This window comes from Sphingomonas sp. CCH9-F2 (assembly GCF_001556735.1).
Lineage (GTDB): Bacteria > Pseudomonadota > Alphaproteobacteria > Sphingomonadales > Sphingomonadaceae > Sphingomonas > Sphingomonas ginsenosidimutans.
The window spans coordinates 1-1,509 of record NZ_LSJO01000360.1 but is presented as its reverse complement, the minus strand read 5'-3'; the positions used below and the strand labels follow the sequence as shown (position 1 = coordinate 1,509).

General features: G+C 63.6%; 1 protein-coding gene. It reads right to left on the bottom strand.

The window, feature by feature from the left end; genetic code table 11:
- Positions 1-315: 315 nt before the first annotated feature.
- Positions 316-1,431: an IS110 family transposase gene (locus tag AX685_RS10495; protein WP_066488347.1), complete on the bottom strand. Its 1,116-nt coding sequence runs from the start codon at positions 1,429-1,431 to the stop codon at positions 316-318.
- Positions 1,432-1,509 lie beyond the last annotated feature (78 nt).

Here is a 1,509-nt window from a genome sequence, read left to right as displayed (position 1 = left end):
GCTCTCATGACTGCCATCCGAGACGCTGGCCGAGTTTACTCCTTCGCTGGCCTCGAGACCAGCGGTCGCATTGACCTTGGCGGGTGTGCCGCGGGCGCCTGATCGACGACGATTGATCATGCTCTCATCCGCGGGTTGATTACCGCACTACCCGTATCCGTCGCTGGGCCTATCCTCCGTCTAAGTTCGGGCGTCGGACGAACCTGCCCCACCGTACACCGTGGATTGCCCATCACAGTCGGGTGCCCGCGGCACGCCGGCCAAGGCTATGCAGTTGGTGCGCTGGCGCCTCCTCTCGTTAATGTCGTGGGTGGATCAGCCGGCTATCGCCGGCGACACCCGACGGGCGATGTCCCAGGCATAGCCGACCAGTTCACGCGCGATCGCGGTGGTCACCTTGGGCTGAGGCTTGCCCGTGGCCGCCAGGCGACGGTAGCGCTGGCACAGGCGAACCTGCGCTTTCCACCCGATCGCCTGGATGTCCTCGGACAAGTCGATGACCCGCTCACGGTAGCGTCGTTTCTCGCGAGCGGGCAGTCGATACGACCAGCCCGCCTCAATCAGCATGGTTCGTGCCTGCGCGTTGCCCGCGCGGGTGATCCGGCCCCGTTTGGTCCGAGCGCCGCTGGAGTGCTCGGACGGCACCAAGCCGACATACGCCATCAGTTGCTTGGGATTGTCGAAGCGGGTGAGATCGCCTACTTCAGCGACCAGCGTCGCAGCGCTGACCAGCCTGATACCGCGCAGGACCTGTAGATTGCGGACCAGCGGCGCAAAACACCATGCGTCCACCGCTTCAGTCAGCGCCGCTTCTAAGCGCCCAACCCGTGCCTGCGCCTCCAGCACCCGCTTCTGCATTTCCTCGAATGCCAGCTGTTGGTGGGGAAAATCGAACCGCTGCTCGGACAACCACCGCCAGTACATTTTCGTCCAGGCCGCCTTGCCGCCGAAACGACGATCATGACGCAACAGGAAGCTGCGCACTGTCTGCTTGGCTCCGATGGCATCATCTTGCGCGCTGCGTCGCGCGCGGATGAGATCGCGTACCGCCTCGTGCGCCTCGTCCGGTATCCAGATTGCGGTGAGTTCGCCAGCGCGTAGCAGCCGCGCCAGGGTCATCGCGTCACGCCGGTCCGTCTTTACATGGTCACCCGGGCGCCGCGGCATCATCGAGGGGGCGATGACGATGCAATTCTGTCCCAGCTTCGTCAGCAGCCGATGCAAGCCATACCCGCAGGGACCAGCTTCGTAGCAGACGTTCAACGTCACGCCCGGTCCAGTCAGCCGCTTGACCAGCTTCCTGATCGCATCGTCCTCGTTGGCGACCGTGCCGACGAAACGCACCTCGCCTCCGCGTTCCCCATCGGCAACCGCGACCGCAATGGTTTCCTTATGAACGTCCAGACCAACGTATTTCACCGTCTCCGTCATGACTCGTCTCCGCTGCTGACAAATCCATCATCAGCATCTCAGATTCGAGCCTCCGAGGCTCTGGCAGTCATGGGGTCT